18 protein-coding genes, 2 tRNA genes and 2 other RNA genes are annotated in these 18,260 nt (G+C 58.9%); 13 read left to right on the top strand and 9 right to left on the bottom strand.

The genetic code is table 11. The features are described from left to right. Nucleotides 1-210: 210 nt before the first annotated feature. Nucleotides 211-1,224, bottom strand: coding sequence for a two-component system response regulator RssB (rssB, locus tag ACJ8IN_RS00410; RefSeq protein WP_043147565.1), 1,014 nt, complete (start codon nt 1,222-1,224; stop codon nt 211-213). A gap of 103 nt (nt 1,225-1,327) precedes the next feature. Next, nucleotides 1,328-2,230 (bottom strand): patatin-like phospholipase RssA, encoded by a 903-nt coding sequence (rssA, locus tag ACJ8IN_RS00415; RefSeq protein ID WP_060421082.1) that lies wholly within the window; start codon nt 2,228-2,230, stop codon nt 1,328-1,330. 118 nt (nt 2,231-2,348) lie between these two features. On the opposite strand from rssA, the gene ACJ8IN_RS00420 reads away from it, so the two are divergent. From ACJ8IN_RS00420 to ACJ8IN_RS00460, 9 genes are all read left to right on the top strand, one after another. Continuing rightward, a complete protein-coding gene (locus ACJ8IN_RS00420; protein ID WP_033634796.1) occupies nt 2,349-2,813 on the top strand; it encodes a YchJ family protein in 465 nt (154 codons plus the stop codon). Nucleotides 2,814-2,881: 68 nt separating this feature from the next. Continuing rightward, nucleotides 2,882-3,730: a formyltetrahydrofolate deformylase gene (purU, locus tag ACJ8IN_RS00425; protein WP_016927485.1), complete on the top strand. Its 849-nt coding sequence runs from the start codon at nt 2,882-2,884 to the stop codon at nt 3,728-3,730. 175 nt (nt 3,731-3,905) lie between these two features. Beyond that, nucleotides 3,906-3,990 (top strand) — tRNA-Tyr (locus ACJ8IN_RS00430). Nucleotides 3,991-4,203: 213 nt separating this feature from the next. Beyond that, nucleotides 4,204-4,288: transfer RNA gene (locus tag ACJ8IN_RS00435), tRNA-Tyr, on the top strand. A gap of 47 nt (nt 4,289-4,335) precedes the next feature. After that, a non-coding RNA gene (locus ACJ8IN_RS00440) (RtT sRNA) lies at nt 4,336-4,462 on the top strand. A 46-nt stretch (nt 4,463-4,508) separates the two neighbouring features. Continuing rightward, a non-coding RNA gene (locus ACJ8IN_RS00445) (RtT sRNA) lies at nt 4,509-4,635 on the top strand. Nucleotides 4,636-4,820: 185 nt separating this feature from the next. Further along, complete coding sequence (locus tag ACJ8IN_RS00450; protein WP_004932190.1) at nt 4,821-5,393, top strand: TIGR00730 family Rossman fold protein; 573 nt, start codon at nt 4,821-4,823, stop codon at nt 5,391-5,393. Nucleotides 5,394-5,494: 101 nt separating this feature from the next. Next, nucleotides 5,495-6,301 (top strand): exodeoxyribonuclease III, encoded by an 807-nt coding sequence (gene xthA, locus ACJ8IN_RS00455; protein ID WP_164038906.1) that lies wholly within the window; start codon nt 5,495-5,497, stop codon nt 6,299-6,301. Between the two features lie 44 nt (nt 6,302-6,345). Next, the gene (locus tag ACJ8IN_RS00460) at nt 6,346-6,747 is read left to right on the top strand and encodes a pyrimidine (deoxy)nucleoside triphosphate diphosphatase (RefSeq protein ID WP_197846345.1); all 402 of its coding nucleotides are present in this window, start codon (nt 6,346-6,348) and stop codon (nt 6,745-6,747) included. Nucleotides 6,748-6,768: 21 nt separating this feature from the next. Here ACJ8IN_RS00460 and ACJ8IN_RS00465 read toward each other — a convergent pair whose 3' ends face one another. The 5 genes from ACJ8IN_RS00465 to ACJ8IN_RS00485 all read right to left on the bottom strand — a co-directional run bounded on the left by ACJ8IN_RS00465 (nt 6,769) and on the right by ACJ8IN_RS00485 (nt 11,857). Further along, on the bottom strand, nt 6,769-7,065 hold the full coding sequence (locus ACJ8IN_RS00465) for a YnjH family protein (protein WP_041035422.1): 297 nt from the start codon (nt 7,063-7,065) through the stop codon (nt 6,769-6,771). Next, entirely contained in the window at nt 7,062-8,987 is a 1,926-nt protein-coding gene (locus ACJ8IN_RS00470) for a DNA topoisomerase III (RefSeq protein ID WP_308325779.1), read from the bottom strand. The genes ACJ8IN_RS00465 and ACJ8IN_RS00470 overlap by 4 nt, the downstream gene beginning before the upstream one ends. Then, nucleotides 8,987-10,105 carry a tRNA 2-selenouridine(34) synthase MnmH gene (gene mnmH / locus ACJ8IN_RS00475; protein ID WP_308325780.1) on the bottom strand — a complete coding sequence of 373 codons (1,119 nt, stop codon included), beginning with the start codon at nt 10,103-10,105 and terminating at the stop codon, nt 8,987-8,989. Before mnmH ends, ACJ8IN_RS00470 begins: the two co-directional genes overlap by 1 nt. Beyond that, a complete protein-coding gene (gene selD / locus ACJ8IN_RS00480) occupies nt 10,105-11,148 on the bottom strand; it encodes a selenide, water dikinase SelD (RefSeq protein WP_060421347.1) in 1,044 nt (347 codons plus the stop codon). The genes mnmH and selD overlap by 1 nt, the downstream gene beginning before the upstream one ends. A 157-nt stretch (nt 11,149-11,305) precedes the next feature. Beyond that, nucleotides 11,306-11,857 (bottom strand): NAD(P)H nitroreductase, encoded by a 552-nt coding sequence (locus ACJ8IN_RS00485; RefSeq protein WP_004932204.1) that lies wholly within the window; start codon nt 11,855-11,857, stop codon nt 11,306-11,308. Between the two features lie 160 nt (nt 11,858-12,017). Between ACJ8IN_RS00485 and sppA the strand changes: the two genes are divergently transcribed. From sppA to ACJ8IN_RS00505, 4 genes are all read left to right on the top strand, one after another. Next, nucleotides 12,018-13,874: a signal peptide peptidase SppA gene (gene sppA / locus ACJ8IN_RS00490; protein ID WP_033634806.1), complete on the top strand. Its 1,857-nt coding sequence runs from the start codon at nt 12,018-12,020 to the stop codon at nt 13,872-13,874. 93 nt (nt 13,875-13,967) lie between these two features. Continuing rightward, the gene (gene ansA / locus ACJ8IN_RS00495; RefSeq protein WP_033638505.1) at nt 13,968-14,984 is read left to right on the top strand and encodes an asparaginase; all 1,017 of its coding nucleotides are present in this window, start codon (nt 13,968-13,970) and stop codon (nt 14,982-14,984) included. A gap of 22 nt (nt 14,985-15,006) precedes the next feature. Next, nucleotides 15,007-15,639 carry a bifunctional nicotinamidase/pyrazinamidase gene (pncA, locus tag ACJ8IN_RS00500; RefSeq protein ID WP_197846321.1) on the top strand — a complete coding sequence of 211 codons (633 nt, stop codon included), beginning with the start codon at nt 15,007-15,009 and terminating at the stop codon, nt 15,637-15,639. A 230-nt stretch (nt 15,640-15,869) separates the two neighbouring features. Next, entirely contained in the window at nt 15,870-17,147 is a 1,278-nt protein-coding gene (locus ACJ8IN_RS00505; protein WP_308325781.1) for a glycoside hydrolase family 18 protein, read from the top strand. A 46-nt stretch (nt 17,148-17,193) separates the two neighbouring features. Here the strand turns inward: ACJ8IN_RS00505 and ACJ8IN_RS00510 are convergent, their stop codons facing one another. Beyond that, entirely contained in the window at nt 17,194-17,466 is a 273-nt protein-coding gene (locus tag ACJ8IN_RS00510; RefSeq protein WP_033634809.1) for a YeaC family protein, read from the bottom strand. A 63-nt stretch (nt 17,467-17,529) separates the two neighbouring features. Then, nucleotides 17,530-17,943: a peptide-methionine (R)-S-oxide reductase MsrB gene (gene msrB, locus ACJ8IN_RS00515; RefSeq protein WP_004932219.1), complete on the bottom strand. Its 414-nt coding sequence runs from the start codon at nt 17,941-17,943 to the stop codon at nt 17,530-17,532. Nucleotides 17,944-18,260: the final 317 nt, after the last annotated feature.

An 18,260-nucleotide genomic window follows, 5' to 3' on the forward strand; every position in this document is an offset into this window, starting at 1 on the left:
TTTCCTCTCTTAAAGCTAAGACGCTCATTTTATGAGCTTGGCTCGATATAAAAAAACCTTCGGAGTATACCAGCTTATACGCGCCGAGCATTAGCCGGAACACAAATAGAAAACATTTAGGACTATTACCCGTTCGGATAATCGGGAGAATAAATAAACGGTTTAATTACCGATAAGTGAATAGCTTAAGATCTCGCCGATCGCTGCCTGTTATTCAGCGCTGAGCATCAGCCGCAATCGGCCCCCGCTGCCCCATACCTGACACTGCCAGGCGGCACAGCGCTGACTGATCTGATTCATGTAGGTAGCTCCGAGCGTCCCCAGCGGCACGCCGTTGTTCAGCTGGATTTGATTGTCACCGGTATTGACGTTGGCATGCAGCCCGGCGGAAACCAGGATCAGGTTTTTATTTTCGGTGTGATAATATCCCAACAACAGAGGGAATTGACCGTCTAATTTCCCCTGCCGCAATAATTGATTAACCTGCTTTAACAATGCCGACATTTGCGGCAGACGATGCTGTTGATTAGCCAGATGATCTTGCAGCAGCCCATTAAATAACGCGCGCAACAACAAAGCCGCCAATACGCCATTATCGCCGGCGCGCGTGACGTCCAGACAATAGAATGCCAGATCCTTTTCTGACAAGGCGGCGATATCCAGCACCAGGCCGGGATTTTCGCCGGTGGTTAACTGCCGATAGTTGATCCGGCAATGCGCAATGGTCTGCTGTACCGGCGGCTGCAATTGTTTAAGCAGTTTGACGGCTTCGGAAGGATTTTTGCTCAGCGCGTCCCAATCCTGAAACAGTTCAACCTCTTCAATCGCCTGGGAGGTGAACATATTGGGGTATAAGCACGCCAGCACCGCTTCACGCAGGCGGTTGAGATCGGTCAGCGGCTTGAGCAGCACATCCTGCACGCCCAACCGCAGCACCTTGGCGATGTCCGCCATCTTGTCGGTGGCCGAGATCACCAGCACCGGGATCTGTACCCCCTGTAAACGCAGGTGTTCAACGAATTCGATACCGCCCATTTCCGGCATCGCGAGATCGCACAGAATCAGATCCGGCTTGAAGTCATCGACGGCACTCAACGCCTGTAAACCGTTGGTCGCCTCGCCGGTTTCAGCGCCCAGCGAGGCCAAATAACCGACCAGCACCGAACGAAAAACCTGTTCGTCCTCAACGATCAAGATGCGCTTGTGAGTAAGTGGTAATGCCATCAGCCGAGCCTCGTCCCTTTCCATAGTGTAATAGTGGCTCAAAAAGGTCACTTATGCTCGTCTGAAACAGACTGACCGCGCAATGCCAACCGAGAACCGAGAATTATCTATTTTTTATCAACGGCAACAACCGATCCAGTTGTTTTTCCACCGCCAGCAATCCCGCTTCGATCGCTTCATCGGCGCGGTGGAAATCCAGCGTCGAGATTTGCGGGCAAAAAGGTTGAATCAGCACATCCGGCGGATCGCTCGCCATCCGGTTGCGTTTCAGGCGATTTTCCAGCATTTGAATCGAGGTGCCCATGACCTCCATCGCCGTGGGCGCCGTCGCCGGTTTGCGCTGCCGCATTCTGCCGATGCGCTCCCGCAGACGCCCGCGCCAGGTGGCCGCTGGCGCATCGTCCGGGCTTTCTTCCTCGATACGTATCGAGAACAGATCCTGCTGCATCAGGTGCGCGTCATGCTGCAGATCGACCGCGATGACGATATCGGCGCCCATGGCGCGGCAAAGCGACACCGGCACCGGATTGACCACCGCGCCATCCACCAGCCAATAGCCGTCGGCCCACACCGGTGCCAACAGCCCAGGCATGCTGCAGGAGGCGCGTATCGCCTGATGAATATCGCCTTCGGTCAGCCACAGCTCACGCCCGGTGCTGAGATTGGTCGTCACGGCGCCGAACTTCAGCGCACATTCGGCGATATCATTGATCTTCAACAACTGTCCGACGGCGTTAAACACCCGCTCGCCGCGCAACAGGCCGCCACGGTGCCAGGAAAAATCCATCAGGCGAATCACGTCCCAATAGCTGAACGATCGCACCCACTGCTCCATCGCCGGCAGACGGTGGCTGGCGAACGCCGCCCCCACCAACGCGCCGACGGAGCAACCGGCCACGATATCAACCTCAATCCCCAGTTTCTTTATCGCATTAATCACGCCGATGTGCGCCCAGCCTTTGGCCGAGCCCGCCCCCAGCGCCAGTCCGATCTTGATTTGCCGCATAGCGCCATCCTCGCGGTGAAAGGTGTTCTCTGCTTTCAGGGTAGATTGTCACTGACGAATGTTGTTAGGTAACATATGCGCTAAATTCATTTTCTGCCTCGTGTTCTCAGGAGTTATTTTGCCCGAATCATGCCCATGCGGCAGCGGACAGGCGTATAACGCGTGCTGCGCCCCTTTTATCAGCGGCAATCAGCCGGCGCCCACGCCCGGTCAGCTGATGCGTTCACGCTTCACCGCCTACGTGAGTCATAACGTCGACTATCTGATCGCCACCTGGCACCCCGACTGCGGCGCCGAAGCGTGGCGCAATGCAATCGTCGACAGCTTTAAAAATACCGAATGGTTAGGCCTGACGATCGTGGAAGAGAAAGCCGGTCATGAGCCGGATGAAGGCTTCGTCGAATTCATCGCCCGCTTTATCGATGGCGAAAGCGGCGAACCACAGGCGATGCATGAGCGCTCGCGCTTCCTTCGTCGCGATCAACGTTGGTATTATATCGATGGCACCAAACCCCAGCCCGGCAGAAATGCGATGTGTCCCTGTGGCTCAGGGAAAAAATACAAGAAGTGCTGCGGGCGCTAGCCGGCCGGCGCTTCACGTTTACGCCTGCGCAGACAGGCCGTTCAGTATCAGACAGGATCCTCAAACCCATGCCACACCAAAATGTACAACGGAAAGTGTTACGCACCATCTGCCCGGACGCCAAAGGGCTGATCGCCAAGATCACCAACATCTGTTACAAGCACGAACTCAATATCGTGCAGAATAATGAGTTCGTCGATCACCGCACCGGGCGTTTCTTCATGCGCACCGAGCTGGAAGGCATTTTCAACGACAACACGCTGCTGGCCGATCTGGACAGCGCGCTGCCGGAAGGTTCGTTGCGTGAGCTGCACAGCACCGGGCGCCGTCGCATCGTGGTGCTGGTCACCAAAGAGGCCCACTGCCTGGGCGATCTGTTGATGAAAAGCGCCTATGGCGGCCTCGACGTTGAAATCGCCGCCGTGATCGGCAACCACGACACGCTGCAATCGCTGGTGGAGCGTTTCGATATTCCTTTCCATCTGGTGAGCCACGAAGGCTTGACGCGTGAACAGCATGACCGCGAAATGACGGCCAAGATCGATCAATATCAGCCGGATTACGTGGTGCTGGCCAAATATATGCGCGTGCTGACCCCGGCCTTCGTGCAACATTATCCGAATCAGGTGATCAACATTCACCATTCGTTCCTGCCGGCGTTTATCGGCGCGCGCCCTTATCACCAGGCCTATGAGCGCGGGGTAAAAATCATCGGCGCCACCGCCCACTACGTTAACGACAATCTCGACGAAGGCCCGATCATCATGCAGGACGTGATCCACGTCGATCACACCTATTCCGCCGAGGATATGATGCGCGCCGGCCGCGACGTGGAGAAAAATGTGCTCAGCCGCGCGCTGTATCAGGTGCTGGCGCAGCGCGTCTTCGTCTACGGCAACCGCACCGTTATTCTGTAATCGCTCAATAAATCGGTGCATTTCGTTCAGGGATGCACCGCCAAGAATAAAAAAACGGCAAACGATTCATTTTCTGCATTTCAATGCTTTACACATCCGCTTCATTTGATATGATGCGCCCCGCTTACCGAGACAGCGCTCTCGCAAGCAAGGCCAGTTAAATAGCCATGTATATGGTGGGGTTCCCGAGCGGCCAAAGGGAGCAGACTGTAAATCTGCCGTCACTGACTTCGAAGGTTCGAATCCTTCCCCCACCACCATCTTTTCGTTGCTGATACGCATTGGGTTAAAGCGAATCAGAAAGGGAAGGATAACGTGCTTTAGCGCGGCCCGAAGGGTGAGGAACGAAGTGACGAATAATCCTTCCCCCACCACCATCTTCTCTCCGCCAGGAGCGAGGACGCAGTAAAGAAACCGGCCAGGTTTCTTCCGGATAAAACTGGAACGACAATTTGTAAATCCATGAATACCATGGTGGGGTTCCCGAGCGGCCAAAGGGAGCAGACTGTAAATCTGCCGTCACAGACTTCGAAGGTTCGAATCCTTCCCCCACCACCATCTCTTTATAGAAAATCCCAAATAAACTTAAAGCACATCGCACCCATAATGCTCCGCACTGGGGAAGGATGAGAAGCTTCGACAAGGTTCGAGTCTCACGCAGTGAGACAACGCGCTTCAGCGCGGCCAGCAGGGTGAGTCGCGCAGCGACGAATCATCCTTCCCCCACCACCATCTCTTTATAGAAAACCCAAATAAACTTAAAGCACATCGCACCCATAATGCTCCGCACTGGGGAAGGATGAGAAGCTTCGATAAGGTTCGAGTCTCACGCAGTGAGACAACGCGCTTCAGCGCGGCCCGCAGGGTGAGTCGTGCAGCGACGAATCATCCTTCCCCCACCACCATCTTTTATAAAATCCCCCAAACCTCATCAAAGCACATCGCATCTATCACTCGCGCTTCGGGAAAACTCACACCGTCGAACGGCGCTCTCATCCAGCGTTTTATTTCCGCCTCCCAGCCGTAACTTGAACTCCGGCCGACAATTCGCTATACCACTGGCTTCTTTAGTGCAGTAAGGAACAGGTGGATGCGAAACAATATTTGCGTTTTTTGTGGCGCCAGCGAAGGCGTCAATCCCGCTTATGCCGAGCAGGCTCGTCAACTGGGGCAGCTGCTGGCCGCACAGGGGCGCCGTTTAATCTACGGCGGCGGCAAAAAAGGATTGATGGGGATCGTGGCGGACGCGGTGTTGGCGGCGGGCGGTGAAGCTGTCGGCATTATCCCCGAGCGCCTGGTTGAAGCGGAAACCGCGCATCGCGGCCTGACTGAATTGGAAGTGGTGCCGGATATGCATACGCGCAAAGCCCGTATGGCGGCGCTGGCGGACAGTTTTATCGCCCTGCCCGGCGGCATCGGCACGCTGGAAGAGCTGTTTGAAATCTGGACCTGGGGGCAAATCGGCTATCACAACAAACCGGTCGGCCTGCTCAACGTCAACGGCTTCTACCGCCCGCTGAGCCAGTTCCTCGAGCACGTCGCCGATCAGGGCTTTATGCGCCACGACTACCTCGGCACCCTGCACATCAGTGAATCGGCGCAAACGCTGCTGCAACAGTTTGACGACTATCAACCCAAAAATTACGACCGCTGGGCGAAATAAAGCCGCTGCGCAACCAGCGGTCCCGCCGCTGTCTGCGTTACATTTCCCGCCAAACTCTGCTACTATCACAGCACATTTTTCTCGTGAAAACGGCACCGCTCATGAAGTTTGTCTCTTTTAATATCAATGGACTGCGCGCGCGTCCGCATCAGCTGGCGGCAATTATCGAACAGCACCAGCCCGACGTGATCGGCCTGCAAGAAACGAAAGTTCACGACGACATGTTCCCGCTGGAAGAAGTCAGCCAGCACGGCTATCACGTGTTCTATCACGGGCAAAAAGGCCATTACGGCGTAGCGCTGCTGACCAAAGCGGAGCCTCTGGCCGTGCGCCGCGGTTTCCCGACCGATGAAGAAGATGCGCAGCGTCGCATCATCATGGCCGATCTGGCTACGCCGCAGGGCACGCTGACGGTGATCAACGGCTACTTCCCGCAAGGTGAAAGCCGCGACCACCCGATCAAATTCCCGGCTAAAACACGCTTTTATCAGGATTTGCAAAACTACCTGGAGCAGCAGCTGTCGGCGGAATCCCCGGTATTGATCATGGGTGACATGAACATCAGCCCGAGCGATTATGACATTGGCATCGGCGAAGACAGCCGTAAACGCTGGCTGCGCACCGGCAAGTGTTCCTTCCTGCCGGAAGAGCGCGAATGGATGGACCGCCTGCTGAACTGGGGGCTGGTGGACACCTACCGCCACGCCAACCCGGGGCGCAGCGACGAATTCTCGTGGTTCGACTACCGTTCCAAAGGGTTCGACGACAACCGCGGCCTGCGTATCGATCTGCTGCTGGCCAGCACCCCTCTGGCTTCGCGCTGCATCGCCACCGGCATCGATTACCAAACCCGCAGCATGGAAAAACCTTCCGACCATGCGCCGGTCTGGGCGGAATTTACGCTGTAAACCCATCACCCCGGCGCTCGCCGGGGTTTTACTCTGTGAAGCCAATGAAAATTATCGACGTGGTAGCCGCTATTCTGGAACAGAACGGCCACATTTTACTGGCCCAGCGCGGCGCAGGCAGCGATCAGGCCGGTCTGTGGGAGTTTCCCGGCGGCAAGGTTGAAGCCGGCGAAAGCCAGCCAGAGGCGCTGGCGCGCGAGCTGGATGAAGAGTTGGGGATTTGCGCCCGTATCGGCGACCATGTGGGCAGCAATCAGTGGCAGCAAGGCGAACGCCTCATCCGGCTGCATGCCTGGCGAGTCGCAGAGTTCTCCGGTGAATTGCAGTTGCATTGCCACTCGGCGCTGGTCTGGGTCACGCCGCAACAGGCGCAGGAATACGCCCTGGCGCCCGCCGACGTTCCACTGCTGGCGGACTATATCGCCGCGCAAGGCGATGCGCGCTGAGCGCGGCGATAGGTTACATCGTCACTTCTTCAATCGCACCCAAATCAAGGGATTGGTGCCGATGGTGTTAGGCTCACGCACGCACTGCAGCACTTCCCCTTCGACTTTGAGCACCGCCCCTTCGGAATAATTCTGGTTCTGGTAGACACAACAGCGGTTGCAGGGCTGCGCCGGCGGCGGGTTGACGCCGCTTTTGGCCGTGCCCCAAATCTCCGGCGAAACCGGCAACACCACGTCCACATCGCCGCGATTGGCGGCGGCCAGGCCGGAAAACGCCAAGACAGCGGCGGCTAAAACCCCACTGAGTCCATGCTTCATTCACTCTTCTCCTGCGCCTTGCCGGCGCTTTTCCTGCGTTTTTTGCCCCCGCTGGAAGGCGGCGGCGGCAACCCACGAAACGCCATGCTCGCCCGGCTCTGCTTGGCCTGATAAATCAGCTCTTGCAGCGTGCCGACCAACGGCTGCATAAAGTCCTGATAGCGGCAGGATTTCTCGCTGATTTGCGTCAGCGTGGCTTCCCAGTTGGCCGTCATATCAGGACGCGCAGCAAGATCCGGCAGCGAGTGAATCAACGCGCGCCCGGTTTCGCTGGAGTGAATATAGCGCCCCTTCTTGTACAGAAACGCCCGTTTGAACAGCAATTCGATGATCCCCGCTCGCGTCGCTTCCGTACCTAAACCATCGGTCGCCCGCAGGATTTTCTTTAACGCTTTATCTTGTACAAAACGCGCGATGCCGGTCATGGCCGACAACAGGCTGGCGTCGGTAAACGGCCGCGGCGGCTGCGTCTGGCGCTCCACCACTTCACCGCGCTCGCACAGCAGCTCATCGTCCTTGGCCACCACCGGCAGCGGCGCGCCTTCGTTTTCCTCGTCGCGCTCCTTGCTGCCCAGCAGCGTACGCCAACCGGCCTCCGCCAGGAAACGCGCCTTGGCGATGAATTTGCCGCCGGCGATATCCAGCTCGATCACGCATTTGCGGAACACCGCATCCGGGCAGAACTGCATCAAGTACTGGCGCGCCACCAGCCCATACACATTCCGTTCATCCTGCGTCAGATTCACCTTGCCGGCGCGGGCGGTGGGAATAATGGCGTGGTGCGCATCGACCTTTTTATCGTCCCAGCAGCGGTTGCGGCGATCGCTGTCGATCACCGGCTGCGGATACAGCTCAGGCTGGTGCATGCTGATGGCGTTCAGCACCGCGTGGCGGCCGGCGAAATGTTCTTCCGGCAGATAGCGGCAGTCGGAACGCGGATAGGTGATCAATTTGTGGGTTTCGTACAGCCGCTGGCAAACGTCCAGCACCTGTTGCGCGCTGAGGTTATAGCGCCGGGCCGCCTCGATTTGCAGCGTAGAGAGCGAGAACGGCAGCGGCGCGGTATCTGATTCCCGTTTATCATTATAGGACGTGACCAGGGCAGGCTGCCCCTCGATGCGCTTGACCACGTGCTCCGCCAACGGCCGGTGCAGCAAACGCCCCTCTTCATCCTGATAAGGTTCGCAGGACTCGCTGGGTTGCCACAGCGCCACAAAGCGTTCTTCTTTCGGCGTGACGATGTGCGCCTTGACCTCAAAGAAGTCTTTTGGCACAAAGTTTTCGATCTCTTCATCGCGGCGCACCACCAATCCGAGCACCGGGGTCTGCACCCTGCCCACCGACAGCACGCCGTCGTAACCGGCGTTGCGGCCCAACAGCGTGTAGGCGCGGGTCATATTGATGCCGTACAGCCAGTCGGCGCGCGAACGCGCCAGCGCAGACACGCACAACGGAATGAAATCACGGTTGTCGCGCAGACGCCCGACAGCACGCTCCACCGCCTGCGGATTGAGATCGTTGATCAGACAGCGGCGCACGTTCTGGCGCTTCTCCGCCGTCAAATCCAGGTAGTCCAGCACCTCATCCACCAGCAGTTGCCCCTCGCGATCCGGGTCACCGGCGTGAACCACTTCATCGGCTTCGAGCAGCAGCTTTTTAATGGCGTTGAGCTGTTTGCTGACCGAAGGGCGTGGCTGTAAGCGCCATTTTTCGGGGATGATTGGCAGATCCGCCAACGACCAGCGCGCATAGCGGCTGTCATAGGCGTCAGGCTGGGCCTGCTCCAACAGATGGCCGACGCACCAGGTCACCACGTCGTTGTTGCCACAGGCGATATAGCCGTCGCCGCGGCGATGCGGCTTGGGCAAGACGTCGGCAATGGCGCGCGCCAAACTCGGTTTCTCGGCTATGAACAGTCGCATTAATCACCGTTTTTCTGGCTGAACGTCATCAAGAATTCTCTTACTTCTGCATAGTTCCCGCGGAAGACGATCCGCTGGGCTTTCTTTTCCAACTGATAGCAATACATCGGATCGTAGTACTGCTGCAACAGAGGCGCCAACCACTCGCGGTGCGCGTCGCCCTCGCCGCTGAGGCGCTGCGCCCGCAGCGCCGCCTCCAGCCGCTGCGTCAACTGCTGGAAGCGCTCCAGGCCCAAACGGCGGCGAATGGCGAACAGGCCATGATGCAAATAGTCGTCGTACTGCCGCCAGCCCTCTTCCATGCCATAGGCCTGTTCGAACTGTTCGCGCATACCGTCGATATATTCGGCCTGCAGACGCGCCAGACGAATATCGAACGGATCGTCGATCACCGCCACCGGCGCCTGCTGCATGCCGTTGAACAACGGCAACGGCAGATTGTTGCTGCCGATGATCCGCCCTTCGTCTTCCAGCACCCAACGGCGGCTGCCACCATGCTGTTTTTTCAGCAATAACACAGCCAGACGATTCTCAAAATCTATCTGCGAGCTCTGCCCCGCCAGCGTTCGGCCAAAAGATGAACCGCGATGGCGCGCCGCGCCTTCCAGATCGACGCCGTCGGCCAGTTCGTTGACCAGCAGCGTCTTGCCGCTGCCGGTATTACCGCCCACCAGGGCCATCGGCAATTGCGCGCTTTGCGTCAGTACACCGAGCAGATAATTGCGCAGCGCTTTATAACCGCCAGTGATACGCGGATAATCCACGCCGGCCTCGTGCAGCCATTGCTGCACCAGCTGCGAGCGCAGCCCGCCGCGGAAGCAGTAAATATAGCCTTCGGGCCGCGCTGAGCAGGCCGCCAGCCAGGCGGCGGTGCGCTGTTCGCGCAGTTTGCCGTTCACCAGGCTGTGGCCGAGCGCGATCGCCGCCTGCTGCCCATGCTGCTTATAGCAGGTGCCGACCGCCTGGCGTTCGCTGTCGATCATCAGCGGTAAATTCACCGCCTGTGCGAAGGCGCCCTGCTGAAATTCGATCGGTGCGCGCACGTCAATCAGCGGCACGTCCTGCAGGAAAATGCGTGGGTAATCGTCGCTGTCCGGCCTTCCTTGGATGTTGGACACTACACGACCTCGATCAGCGGCTTACCGGCCGATGCCACATGCAGCTCACCGATGGCGTTGAGGGTGATACCGTGCTGCCCGGCAATCGCCAGCACCTGCGCTTCCGCCTCTGGCAATACCGCCAACAGCAAGCCGCCGGAGGTTTGCGGATCGCACAGCAGCTGGCGCTGCAAATCGCTCATCTCGCCCACCAGATGGCCATAGCTGTCGAAGTTGCGCCCGGTGCCGCCCGGCACGCAACCTTCGGCGATATACGCTTCGACGTCCGGCAGCTTCGGCACCCGATCGAACCAGACCGTCGCCTGCAGACCGGAGCCCTGGCACACCTCGCTCAGGTGGCCCAGCAGGCCAAAGCCGGTGATATCGGTCATCGCCGTGACGCCCGCCACCTCGGCAAAGTCGGCGCCCGGCTTGTTCAGGCGGCACATCACTTCGGTCGCCAGGCCCTGATGCTCAGTGCGCAGTTTGCTTTGTTTCTCGGCGGTCGTGAGCACGCCGATGCCCAGCGGCTTGGTCAGATAGAGTTTCGCCCCGGCCTGTGCCGCGCTGTTTTTCTTCACCCGCTCGGTATTGACCACGCCGGTGACCGCCAGGCCGAAAATAGGTTCCGGCGCATCGATGGAATGGCCGCCGGCCAGCGCGATCCCCGCCTGCTGGCAGGCGAAACGGCCGCCGTCGATCACCTGCTGCGCCACCTCCGGCGGCAGCTTGGCGATCGGCCAGCCGAGAATGGCGATCGCCATGATCGGTTTGCCGCCCATGGCGTACACGTCGCTGATGGCGTTGGCGGCCGCAATGCGGCCGAAATCGAACGGATCGTCGACGATCGGCATGAAAAAGTCAGTGGTGCTGATGATGCCGACGCCGTTGCCGATGTCGTACACCGCCGCGTCGTCGCGGGTTTCATTGCCGACCAGCAGGCGCGGATCGACAAACTTTTCCCGCTCGCTGTGCAAGATGGTTTCGAGAACTTTCGGTGAGATTTTGCAGCCGCAGCCAGCGCCATGGCTGTACTGGGTTAAACGGATCGCTGGCGATGTCATAGTCCACTCCCTTCGGTAACGGCACTCAAGATAACATAGGGTAGCGCTTGCCGAAGGGATTGATAAGAGCGCGCCAGCGATAAGCGAACGGCCTGCTCAGAAACCATGCGATTTTGCGGGGTTTGGCGCATTTTCGCCGCGCCCCGCGGGAGAAAACTCAGAAATAGCTGACGAAAGGCGTGCTGTCCGGCGGGGTCACCTTGGTGGCGGCCTTCAGCTGCGGCGTGCCCAGATAGAGGAAACCGACGATCTCGTCCTGCTCGCGGCAGCCGAAGGCTTCGCGCACCAGCGCATGCTCGGTCCAGGCGCCGGTGCGCCAGATGCCGTTAAAGCCCTGCGCCAGCGCCGCCATCTGCATCGCCTGCACCGCGCAACCGGCGGAAACCACCTGCTCCCAGCGCGGCACCTTGGTCTCTTCAGTGCAGTGCGCAATGACGGTGATGATCAGCGGCGCGCGGAACGGCGCCTTGGTGGCCTTTTCGATCGCCGCTTCGTCCAGTTGATCCTGTTTCGCCGCCGCCTGCAGCAGCTGGCTGAAGCGCTCCAGACCCTGATTTTCGATCATCACGAAACGCCACGGCTGCAGCGCGCCGTGATCGGGCGCACGCAGGCCCGCGTTGATGATATTTTGGCGCACTTCCCCCGCCGGCGCCGGTTCCGCCAGGCGCGAAGCCGAGCGGCGATTCAATAAAAGATCCAGAGCATCCATCGTAAACTCCTGATAACAATTTTCATTCCGGCCACGTTAACATAGCTAAACGACGAGTTACAGCCTCGGCGATAGCGTCTGTGTGCCACGATTTAAAGCTGACATTTCCCCGGCCGCTCATTAGGATAGCGGAACATTCTCGACTCTTGTTGGAGAGCACATGCGCACATTGTGGCAAATTATTGCCGGCATTTTCCGGTGGACATGGCGTCTGCTGAATTTTATCAGGGAACTGATCCTTAACCTGTTCCTGGTCTTGCTGATCCTGGTTGGGGTCGGCATCTATCTGTCCTTCCAAAGTTCCTCCACCACGACGGCCCCGGCGCGCGGTGCGCTGCTGGTCGATTTAAGCGGCGTGGTGGTCGATCAGCCCTCGGTAAACAACCGGGTGCGGCAATGGGGCCGCGAGCTGTTGGGCGCCTCCAGCAGCCGTCTGCAGGAAAACTCGCTGTTCGACGTGGTCGATAGCATCCGCAAGGCCAAAGACGATAAAAACATTACCGGCATGGTGTTGCAGCTGAATGACTTCGTCGGCGCCGATCAGCCGTCGCTGCGCTATATCGGCAAGGCGCTGCGCGAGTTCCGCGACAGCGGCAAGCCGATCTTCGCCATCGGCGACAGCTACAACCAGACGCAATACTTCCTGGCCAGCTACGCCAACAAGGTCTATCTGTCGCCGCAGGGCGCGGTCGATCTGCACGGTTTCGCCACCAACAACCTGTATTACAAGTCGTTGCTGGACATGCTCAAGGTCACCACCAATATCTTCCGCGTCGGCACCTATAAATCGGCGGTGGAACCGCTGATCCGCGACGATATGTCTCCGGCGGCGCGCGAAGCGGACAGCCGCTGGATTGGCGGCCTGTGGCAGAACTATCTGGAAACCGTCGCGGCCAACCGCCAGCTGACGCCACAGCAGCTGTTCCCGGGCGCCGCCGGCGTGCTGAGCGGCCTGCAGGCAGCCGGTGGCGACACCGCTCGCTATGCGCTGGACAATAAGCTGGTGGACGAGCTGGCCTCGCGCACCGCGATCGAAAATCAGCTGGTCAAGACCTTCGGCTGGGATAAACAGGCGAACGATTTCAACGCCATCAGCATCTACGACTATCAGCCGAAGCCGGACGCCAATCAGGGCGGCAAGATCGCCGTGGTCTTCGCCAATGGCGCCATCATGGACGGCCCGCAGACGCCGGGTAACGTCGGGGGTGATACCACCGCCGCCGAACTGCGTCAGGCCCGTCTGGATCCGGCCATCAAGGCCGTGGTGTTCCGCGTCAACAGCCCGGGCGGCAGCGTCAGCGCATCCGAAGTGATCCGTTCCGAACTGGCCGCCGTGCGCGCCGCCGGCAAACCGGTGGTGGTTTCGATGGGCGGCATGGCCGCGTCGGGCGGCTACTGGGTTTCGACGCCGGCCGACTACATCATCGCCAGCCCGAGCACCCTGACCGGTTCCATCGGCATTTTCGGCATCATCAACACCTACGAGAAAACCCTAGATACGCTGGGCGTGCACACCGATGGCGTGGCGACCTCGCCGCTGGCCGACATTGCGGTCACCAAGGCGCTGCCGCAGGAGTTCTCGCAGATGATGCAGCTGAACATCGAAAACGGGTATAAGAACTTCCTCGATTTGGTCGCCAAATCGCGCAAGATGACCCCGCAGCAGGTTGACCAAATCGCCCAGGGCCACGTCTGGCTCGGCAGCGACGCCAAGGCCAACGGCCTGGTCGATCAATTGGGCGATTTCGACGACGCGGTGAAAAAAGCCGCCGAGCTGGCGAAGCTGCAGCAGTGGCAGCTCAACTGGTTCGTCGATACCCCAAGCCTGAGCGATATGGTGCTCAGCCAGTTCGGCGTTTCCGTTCACGCCATGCTGCCGGCGGCGATTCAGGCCATGCTGCCCGCTCCGCTGGCCTCGGTCGCCAACGCGGTGAAAGAACAGCCGGGCTTGTTCAATAACCTGAACGATCCGCAAAACCGTTATGCGATCTGTCTCACCTGCGGAGAAGTCCGCTAACAAATAATTCTGCAGCCCGGCCATCGCCGGGCTTTTTTTCTGCCGCCATGCCCCTATAATTCAGCCCATCTTATCTTTGTTAAAATCATGACCATGCAAAAGAAATCCATTTACGTCGCCTACACCGGCGGCACCATCGGCATGCAGCGTTCCGATCACGGCTATATCCCGGTTTCCGGCCACCTGCAGCGCCAGCTGGCGCTGATGCCCGAATTCCATCGCCCGGAAATGCCGGATTTCACCATTCATGAATATGCGCCATTGATTGACTCTTCGGATATGACACCGGAAGACTGGCAGCACATCGCCGACGACATCAAGCAGAACTACGATCGCTACGACGGCTTCGTGATCCTGCACGGCACCGACACCATGGCGTTCACCGCGTCGGCACTCTCCTTCATGCTGGAAAACCTGGCTAAACCGGTGATCGTCACCGGCTCGCAGATTCCGCTGGCGGAGCTGCGTTCCGATGGCCAGACCAACCTGCTCAACGCGCTGTATCTGGCGGCCAACCATCCGGTGAATGAAGTCAGCCTGTTCTTCAACAACAAGCTGTTCCGCGGCAACCGCACCACCAAAGCGCACGCCGACGGCTTCGACGCCTTCGCCTCCCCGAATCTGCCGCCGCTGCTGGAAGCCGGTATTCACATTCGCCGCCAGCAAGGCATCGACAGCCCGCCATGCAACGGCGCGCTGCGGGTGCACGACATTACGCCGCAGCCGATCGGCGTGGTCACTATCTATCCGGGCATTTCCGGCGCGGTGGTGCGCAACTTCCTGCTGCAGCCGGTCAAAGCGCTGATCCTGCGTTCCTACGGCGTCGGCAACGCGCCGCAGAAGGCCGAGCTGATCGACGAGTTGCGCGCGGCCTCAGAACGCGGCATCGTGGTGGTGAACCTGACGCAGTGCATCTCCGGGCGCGTCAATATGGAAGGCTACGCCACCGGCAACGCGCTGGCGCACGCCGGGGTGATCAGCGGTTTCGACATGACGGTGGAAGCCGCCCTGACCAAGCTGCACTACCTGCTGAGCCAGCCGCTGACGCCGGAACAAATCCGCGCCCTGATGCAGCAAGACCTGCGCGGCGAACTGAGCATCAACGGTTAACCTACTGAACTCTGGAGCGGCGATGAAAACGGCCCTGTTGTTGATCGATCTGCAAAACGATTTCTGCCCCGGCGGCGCGCTGGCGGTCACGGCGGGCGACGCCGTCATCCCGGTGGCCAATCAGGCGATCGCCGCCTGTCTGGCGCGTGGCGAGCCGGTGGTGGCCAGCCAGGACTGGCATCCCGCTAATCACCGCAGTTTTGCGGTGAACTCCCATGCGCAGGTCGGCACCCTCGGCGAGCTGGAAGGCCTGCCGCAGGTGTGGTGGCCGGTGCACTGCGTGCAAGGGAGCCACGGCGCCGATTTTCACCCCCAGTTACAGCGGCAACATATCAATGCCGTTTTTCGCAAAGGGCAGGATACCGATATCGACAGCTACAGCGCATTCTTCGATAACGGCCACCGAGCGCAGACCGAACTGCACGGCTGGCTGCAATCGCAGGGCGTCCGGCGGCTGGCAATCATGGGCCTGGCGACCGACTACTGCGTGAAGTTCAGCGTGCTGGATGCGCTGGCTGCCGGCTATCCAACGCAGGTGATCGTCGACGGCTGCCGCGGCGTGAATCTGCAGCCGGACGACAGCGAGCGGGCGCTGCAGGACATGGCGCGCGCCGGCGCACAATTAGTTACCCTGTCACAGTTTCTCGCCCACTAACCCTCCCGGGCGCCAGCGGCGCCTTCTCCGAGCGGCGGCGAAACTTCGACGCCGCTCACAATATCGTCCTTCTTCTCCGCCAGCCGCTTGTGAGCAGCAGGCGCTTTTGCTGTTATGGCTGCGACGCTTTTGGCGTCAATCGGTTATACGCATCCGGGGCCCGCTGAGCCCGGTTTTATTGTGACCGCCCCTGGCGGTACGGTCGGCCTTGCCGACCCAAGGAGACAGACATGAAAATAACCCGAAAACTGCTGCCTTTGCTGGCGGCGGTGCAGTTGGCTATGGCCGGCGCAGGCACGGCCCAGGCGGCTTATCTCTCCGTCGGCTACTTCAACGGCGGCGGCGACGTCACCGCTGGCCCCGGTGGCGACATCGACAAGCTGGACGTCACGCAAATCACCCACCTCAACTATTCGTTCGGCCTGATCTACAACGGCGAGAAAGACGAAGCCAATGCAGCGCTGAAAGACCCCGCTCGCCGCCACCAGATCTACCTGTCGCCGAAGGTCACGGCCGATCTGCAACGGCTGCCGATACTGCGTAAACAGAACCCCGAGCTGAAAGTGCTGCTGTCGGTCGGCGGCTGGGGCGCACGCGGTTTCTCCGGTGCCGCGGCAACTGCGGAAAACCGGGCGATATTCATCCGCTCCGCGCTGCAGGTGATCGCCCAGTATCAGCTGGATGGCATCGATCTGGACTGGGAATATCCGGTGAACGGCGCCTGGGGGCTGGTGGAAAGCCAACCAGCGGATCGCGACAACTTCACCCTGCTGCTGAAAGAGCTTCATCAGGCGCTGGATAAAGGCAAGCTGTTAACCATCGCCGTCGGGGCCAACGTCAAAAGCCCACAGGAATGGGTTGATGTGAAAAGCATTGCCCCTTACCTCGACTACATCAATCTGATGACCTACGACATGGCTTACGGCACGCAGTACTTCAATGCCAACCTGTACGATTCAAAGCGTTGGCCAACCGTGGCGGCCGCCGACCGCTACAGCGCCGATTTCGTGGTCAAGAATTATCTGGCTGCCGGCCTGAAACCGGCGCAGATGAACCTGGGTATCGGTTTCTACGGCCGGGTTCCGAAACGGGCGACCGAGGCGGGTATCGACTGGGACAAGCCGGACGCCGCCAAACATCCGGTGACGCAACCTTACTTCAGCGCGCGAGAAACCGCCCTGTTCAACGCGCTGGGGCTGGATCTCAGCAAAGACACTTACTTTAAATACCACGATATCGTCAGCAAATTGCTCAACGATCCCCAGCATCGTTTTCGCGAGCACTGGGATGACGACGCCAAAGTGCCTTACCTGACGCTGCAATCCGCCGAAGGCAAGCCGCTGTTCGCAATCTCCTACGAGAATCCGCGTTCGGTAGCCATCAAGGCCGAATACATCAAAAGTCAGGGATTGGGCGGTGCGATGTTCTGGGAATACGGCGCGGATGACGACAATCGGCTGGCGCAGCAGCTGGCGGAATCGCTGGGAATTAAGGGCGAAAAACGGTGAATCGACGGGGCGATGGCGACATCGCCCCGCTTTCATTAGGGCAGCCTTACTGCGGTTTGAGTTTGGCCAACGGCTCGGCAACAAACTGCTGTTTCAGCTCTTGCTTGCTCTTCATCACGATCTGCCCGTCGGTGCCGATGCTCATGTGCTGCGGATCGACGTTGTTCATCGACTGCCACAGCATCACCGCCTGCAGGCTGTTTTCTTTTTGCTCCGGCGTCAGCGCCACGCCGTCCGGCCATTTGCCCAGCTCAACCGCCTGTACCAGGCGCTGGTATATCTCGGGCGTCATCGCCGCAATCAGATCTTTCACGTCCATCAGAGCCCTTCTCGCTTACGGATGAATAATTAGCTGAATCGATTTTGTTGGTTAAATTACCACTTAACCAGCCGTTTGGTCGCCATTTTCGCCATCGGTAAAGCTCAGTGAAGCGGAATTGACGCAGTAGCGATCGCCGGTCGGCTGCGGGCCATCGGGGAAAACGTGCCCCAGGTGTGCGTCGCAATGGCCACAGCGGATTTCAACACGATGCATATTATGTGAATTATCATCAAGATAACGGATAGCATCGGCGGAAACCGGCTCATAAAAGCTCGGCCAGCCGCAGCCGGAATCGTATTTGGTTTCGGAATAGAACAGCGGCTGGTTACAGCACAGGCAATGGTACACGCCCTCGCGCTTGTTGTGCAGCAATTTGCCGCTGAACGGCGCTTCGGTGCCGCGCTGTTGCGTCACATAACGTTGGATTTCATTCAGTTCCGTGACCGGATGACCGGGGGTTGTCTCTTTAGCCATTTGTGCTTATCTCTGAATGTGGATAATGTCAACGAAAACAATGATTAATAATAACAAAAAATTAACACCACTGCAGGGTTTTTTGGCCTAAACTGTAGCCCATAAAGGCCACGTCACGATGATATGTGATAGCGATCACACATCTTGCGTATGCTGACTTTATACTTGGCGGCTTGTCCCCATATAACGGATGAGGCCGAGCGCAAATGGACTGTGCAATAAGCGTGCAAAACCACCCTTCCGGTTTGACTTGCCGCAAGAATTGACACGATTCCGCTTGACGCTGGGTAAGGTTTTTGTAATTTTACAACCAACCT

Origin of the sequence: Serratia sp. CY31944, from assembly GCF_052169175.1 — a bacterium.
Classification (GTDB): Bacteria; Pseudomonadota; Gammaproteobacteria; order Enterobacterales; family Enterobacteriaceae; genus Serratia; species Serratia sarumanii.

What these genes read in the sequence shown, in the direction of transcription:
- rssB (WP_043147565.1), bottom strand. Translation starts at nt 1,224, where the DNA reads ATGGCATTACCACTTACTCACAAGCGCATCTTGATCGTTGAGGACGAA.
- rssA (WP_060421082.1), bottom strand. Translation starts at nt 2,230, where the DNA reads ATGCGGCAAATCAAGATCGGACTGGCGCTGGGGGCGGGCTCGGCCAAA.
- purU (WP_016927485.1), top strand. Translation starts at nt 2,882, where the DNA reads ATGCCACACCAAAATGTACAACGGAAAGTGTTACGCACCATCTGCCCG.
- ACJ8IN_RS00450 (WP_004932190.1), top strand. Translation starts at nt 4,821, where the DNA reads ATGCGAAACAATATTTGCGTTTTTTGTGGCGCCAGCGAAGGCGTCAAT.
- xthA (WP_164038906.1), top strand. Translation starts at nt 5,495, where the DNA reads ATGAAGTTTGTCTCTTTTAATATCAATGGACTGCGCGCGCGTCCGCAT.
- ACJ8IN_RS00460 (WP_197846345.1), top strand. Translation starts at nt 6,346, where the DNA reads ATGAAAATTATCGACGTGGTAGCCGCTATTCTGGAACAGAACGGCCAC.
- ACJ8IN_RS00465 (WP_041035422.1), bottom strand. Translation starts at nt 7,065, where the DNA reads ATGAAGCATGGACTCAGTGGGGTTTTAGCCGCCGCTGTCTTGGCGTTT.
- ACJ8IN_RS00470 (WP_308325779.1), bottom strand. Translation starts at nt 8,987, where the DNA reads ATGCGACTGTTCATAGCCGAGAAACCGAGTTTGGCGCGCGCCATTGCC.
- selD (WP_060421347.1), bottom strand. Translation starts at nt 11,148, where the DNA reads ATGACATCGCCAGCGATCCGTTTAACCCAGTACAGCCATGGCGCTGGC.
- ACJ8IN_RS00485 (WP_004932204.1), bottom strand. Translation starts at nt 11,857, where the DNA reads ATGGATGCTCTGGATCTTTTATTGAATCGCCGCTCGGCTTCGCGCCTG.
- sppA (WP_033634806.1), top strand. Translation starts at nt 12,018, where the DNA reads ATGCGCACATTGTGGCAAATTATTGCCGGCATTTTCCGGTGGACATGG.
- ansA (WP_033638505.1), top strand. Translation starts at nt 13,968, where the DNA reads ATGCAAAAGAAATCCATTTACGTCGCCTACACCGGCGGCACCATCGGC.
- pncA (WP_197846321.1), top strand. Translation starts at nt 15,007, where the DNA reads ATGAAAACGGCCCTGTTGTTGATCGATCTGCAAAACGATTTCTGCCCC.
- ACJ8IN_RS00505 (WP_308325781.1), top strand. Translation starts at nt 15,870, where the DNA reads ATGAAAATAACCCGAAAACTGCTGCCTTTGCTGGCGGCGGTGCAGTTG.
- ACJ8IN_RS00510 (WP_033634809.1), bottom strand. Translation starts at nt 17,466, where the DNA reads ATGGACGTGAAAGATCTGATTGCGGCGATGACGCCCGAGATATACCAG.
- msrB (WP_004932219.1), bottom strand. Translation starts at nt 17,943, where the DNA reads ATGGCTAAAGAGACAACCCCCGGTCATCCGGTCACGGAACTGAATGAA.